General features: G+C 38.1%; 5 protein-coding genes. 4 read left to right on the top strand and 1 reads right to left on the bottom strand.

Annotated features, from left to right (window positions below; translation table 11 throughout):
* The coding region (rpsI, locus tag ACGLXV_RS24370) for a 30S ribosomal protein S9 (protein WP_003265349.1) at positions 1 to 66 on the top strand (66 nt) is incomplete at its 5' end.
* A gap of 87 nt (positions 67 to 153) precedes the next feature.
* On the opposite strand, the gene ACGLXV_RS24375 is transcribed toward rpsI, so the two are convergent.
* Positions 154 to 1,539, bottom strand: a complete 1,386-nt coding sequence (locus ACGLXV_RS24375) for a PAS domain-containing sensor histidine kinase (protein WP_119706289.1) — start codon at positions 1,537 to 1,539, stop codon at positions 154 to 156.
* A 221-nt stretch (positions 1,540 to 1,760) separates the two neighbouring features.
* Here ACGLXV_RS24375 and ACGLXV_RS24380 point away from each other — a divergent pair, with 221 nt between their 5' ends.
* The 3 genes from ACGLXV_RS24380 to ACGLXV_RS24390 all read left to right on the top strand — a co-directional run bounded on the left by ACGLXV_RS24380 (position 1,761) and on the right by ACGLXV_RS24390 (position 4,181).
* Positions 1,761 to 2,204, top strand: coding sequence for a YbaK family protein (locus ACGLXV_RS24380; RefSeq protein ID WP_119706290.1), 444 nt, complete (start codon positions 1,761 to 1,763; stop codon positions 2,202 to 2,204).
* A gap of 77 nt (positions 2,205 to 2,281) precedes the next feature.
* Positions 2,282 to 3,004 (top strand): N-acetylmuramoyl-L-alanine amidase CwlD, encoded by a 723-nt coding sequence (cwlD, locus tag ACGLXV_RS24385; RefSeq protein ID WP_119706291.1) that lies wholly within the window; start codon positions 2,282 to 2,284, stop codon positions 3,002 to 3,004.
* Positions 3,005 to 3,125: 121 nt separating this feature from the next.
* Positions 3,126 to 4,181, top strand: coding sequence for an Mrp/NBP35 family ATP-binding protein (locus ACGLXV_RS24390; protein WP_119706292.1), 1,056 nt, complete (start codon positions 3,126 to 3,128; stop codon positions 4,179 to 4,181).
* Positions 4,182 to 4,227 lie beyond the last annotated feature (46 nt).

Consider the following 4,227-nt stretch of genomic DNA (forward strand, 5'->3'; position numbering starts at 1 on the left):
ATGAAAGAACGTAAAAAATACGGTCTTAAAGGCGCTCGTCGTGCACCTCAGTTCTCAAAGCGTTAATTTTACGCTTATCAAGGACTCTCAACCAATGGTTGGGGGTCTTTTTGTTTTAATAAGAAAAACACCTCCTCTCTATTATATATATGTTTACTCTACAAAATGAACAGGTAAAGTGATCTTAACTATCGTTCCTTCCGCTTCTTTACTTGTTATTTCCATTGTTCCCGCATGTGACTCTATAATTTTAAAGCTCGTCATCATACCTAAACCTGTTCCTTTTTGTTTTGTTGTATAAAATGGAATGCCGATATTATTAAGTAAATCTTCCGGAATGCCACAGCCTTCGTCCGTAACTTTTATATAAACTTGCCCGTTATGAGAGCTTCCTAAAAACACATGAATATCTCCTCCTGATGGCATGGATTCAATCGCATTCTTTATTAGATTAATGAATACTTGTTTTAATTGGTTGGCAACACAGTACACTAGGGGGATATCTCCAGAAGTAACATGAATGTTTACTCGATTCATTAGTGCTTGTGAGCCGAGTAGTGTCGTCACATCATGAAAGATGTCTGTTAGGTTCTCATAATGAAAATGCTGAACTTGAGGTTTAGCCACCATTAGTAACTCACCAGTAATCTGTTCTATTCGTGCAATCTCATCCGCCATGATTTCGTAATAGCATATTTCTTTGCTTGGGGCAGATGACCTCATGATTTGGAGAAAACCCTTAAGAGCGGTAAGTGGGTTGCGTATTTCATGTGCGATCGATGCAGAGAGCTGACCAACTGCCGATAGCTTCTCCGACTTAATAAGTTGTAGCTCGGTGGCCTTCTGATCCGTGATATCCTTGGCGATCCCATATACACCCACTACCTCATTATCAACTACAATTGGGATGTTTGTAACACTCACATGAATAACTCGTCCATCTTTATGTAAAGCCTTTGTTTCGTAATGTTGAGTGTATCCTGTTGCTGCCTTTTCATAGTGATTTCTGGTTCTTTGTAATTCTGCTTCTTCAACAAGGGGGAGATAAGTTAATTGGAGAAATTCTTTTTCTGTATAGCCTAGCAAGCGCTCCATAGCTGAGTTTACACTAAGGTAATTTCCTTTTAAATCAAAAGAGAATACAGCGTCAGGATTTTGTTCAAATAGGGATTTATAATGTTGCTGTTTTTTGGAAGCAGCTTTCTTTTCTGCTGTAACATCTAAAAAGTACACAGAAAGACCATTGGGTGATGGATAGGCTCTTACATCGAACCAAGTATTTAGTGGAGGGAAAAAAGAGCTAAATGTTACTGGTACTTGTTCATGTACAGATTTCTGGTACTGATCGTAGAAAGCTAAATTAACTGCCTCAGGGAATTCAAACCAAATGTTTTTACCAAGAAGATCTTCTCGATTCCGGAAAAGTAATCGTGCTGCTTCGGAGTTAATGTAGGTGAAGTTCCAGTTTGTATCAACCGAGAAGAAACCATCTGTTATTCGATCTAATATTTCAAGTGCATCAATTTCAAGTTGGTTCATACTAATAACCCACCTTATCTAAATTTTTCCTGCATGGTAACAAATTCTAGGCATTGGAGAATATTCCTGCTTACGTTTATTTCATCTATTTTAATTCCTTGTAAAAATTTATCCATACATGTGTAGGAAAATTAACCAAAAAATTGGAAGGTGAAATCAGTAGCAAATTTGTATGTCTCTCTTTTCGTCGTTAAAGAATAATCGAAAGGGGTGACGATGCAGTGAATGTAATTACAACCTTTAAAGATAAAAAACGTGAAAAACAGTTGAAATATGAGAAATCAGTCTTAAGAGAAATCTCACTAAAAACGTTAAAGGAAAGAGTCAAACAATATTTTGGTTCATCTCGCATAACAGCTAATTTAATGACACAATCAGGCATAGAAGAGGCTTGTTATGATGTAGCAATTGAAGCTTATCTTCTAGGTGCTCACTTTAGTAAATTCGGGTTTTATGGAGAGTCAGTAGAGAGTATTAAGGACCGATGTCATAAAGAGGAAAAGCATTTAATTGATACACTGTATAATTTTCTCCTTTATTGGGGAAAGGGAACGGAAGGCATCTATAGTGAGTCCCTTTTTTACTTATGTGAGCAGTATGTAGAAAGTTGGTGGCATGAAGGCTTTCGTACTGGAGAAAGAAGACATAAATTAAGGCTTCATTAACTGAAGGTTCTATTATCCCATCTTGTCCCATATATTAAATTGAATATTGGACGGATGGGAAGGACTGACGCATAGAGATGAGCAAAAGAGCTAAAATCATTGCTTTTACTGTTGGACTAGTTATTTTATTTTTTATTCTTCAGTACGATTACTTTAAAACAAAAGAATCATGGAATTCCTGGAGTCTTCCACTTTCAGGACAGATCATCTTGCTCGATCCTGGCCATGGTGGACCTGATGGAGGAGCTGGTGAAGAAGGTGCTCTTGAAAAGGATATTGCATTAAGTGTATCGAAGAAATTAAGAGACTATCTTCAAGAGCAAGGTGCTTTAGTTATTATGACTAGAGAGGAAGATAAGGACTTAGCTGAGGATGGAACTAGAGGATACAGCAGGAGAAAAGTAGAGGATTTAAAAAAGCGTTTAGCCATGATTAATGAATCGGAAGCAAACTTTTTTGTTAGTGTCCATTTAAATTCGATTCCTTCCCAGAAATGGAGTGGCGCACAGACATTTTATGCACCACAACTAAAGGAAAACGCTAAGGCTGCAAAGTTCATTCAGGACGAGCTCCGAATCAATCTTGAAAATACAGATCGAAAAGCAAAACCGTTAAGCTCTGTGTATATCTTGAAAAATGCAAAGAAACCAGGAGTATTAGTGGAGGTTGGCTTTTTATCAAATCCTACTGAAAAGCAGTTGTTAAAGACCGAGGAATATCAAGAGAAGGTAGCAGCTTCCATCTATAAAGGAATGCTTAGATACTTCTCAAATGAAAATGAACTAGTTGAAGCGGAGTAAGAAGGTGAAATATATGCCACCTTCTTTTTTCTTATATATGAGTGTGATGCAGTTAACTGTATATACAGAAGATTATGTTATAATAAGAAATGCAAACGAATTCAAAAAGGCGGTGTAAAAGTTGTTAACAGAAGCAAAAGTGATTGAACTTCTACAAAGTATTGAAGAACCATTTTTACATAAGACATTAGAAGAGTTAAATGCCATTGAAGAAGTAAAAATTAAAGAAGAGAAAAAACATGTAAGTGTTAAAATAGGAATTGCAAAAACAGGAACAGCAGAGCAGCTACAGTTACAGATGAAAATAGTAAACCTATTAAAGGGAGCGGGTGCAGAGTCAGTCGGAATCCGTTTTTCTGAACTTCCACAAGAGACACTTGAAAAGTTCCGTTCTACTCAGGAGGATGAATCACAAGGTCTTTTATCACCTGGAAGTAAGACAACCTTTATTGCCATCGCGAGTGGAAAAGGTGGAGTAGGGAAATCGACAGTGTCTGTGAATCTTGCTGTTTCATTAGCTAGATTAGGGAAAAAAGTTGGGCTAGTGGATGCGGATATTTATGGCTTTAGTGTACCGGATATGATGGGCATTACGAAGCGTCCAGCTGTACGTGGCGAAAAAATTATACCAGTCGAACGCTTCGGTGTAAAAGTCATCTCCATGGGCTTTTTTGTTGAAGATAACTCTCCTATCATCTGGCGAGGACCGATGCTTGGAAAAATGCTGAACAGCTTTTTCAATGAAGTAGAATGGGGAGATTTAGATTATTTACTACTAGACTTGCCTCCTGGAACTGGCGACGTAGCTCTTGATGTACATAGTATGCTTCCGGCTTGTAAAGAGGTTATTGTTACAACTCCGCATCCAACAGCTGCGTTTGTTGCTGCGAGAGCGGGTGCCATGGCACTTAAAACAGATCATGAAATTTTAGGTGTAGTTGAAAATATGTCTTACTTTGAAAGTAAGCTGACTGGGGAAAAGGAATATGTGTTCGGCCAGGGTGGAGGAGAGAAGCTTGCTGATGAGCTTCAAACGAAAGTGCTTGGCAAGTTACCTCTTGGTCAGCCTGATTGGAATGAAGACGACTTCGCTCCTTCTGTATATCACGAAGACCATAAGCTAGGTCAAATCTACAAAGAAATCGCAGGTACTATCATCGAGTCGCTTAGCAAATAAGGAAAACCTCTCCACTTGGAGAGGTTTTTTATGCAAGGAGAGCAAG

Origin of the sequence: Robertmurraya sp., assembly GCF_036676585.1 — a bacterium.
Classification (GTDB): Bacteria; Bacillota; Bacilli; order Bacillales; family Cytobacillaceae; genus Robertmurraya_A.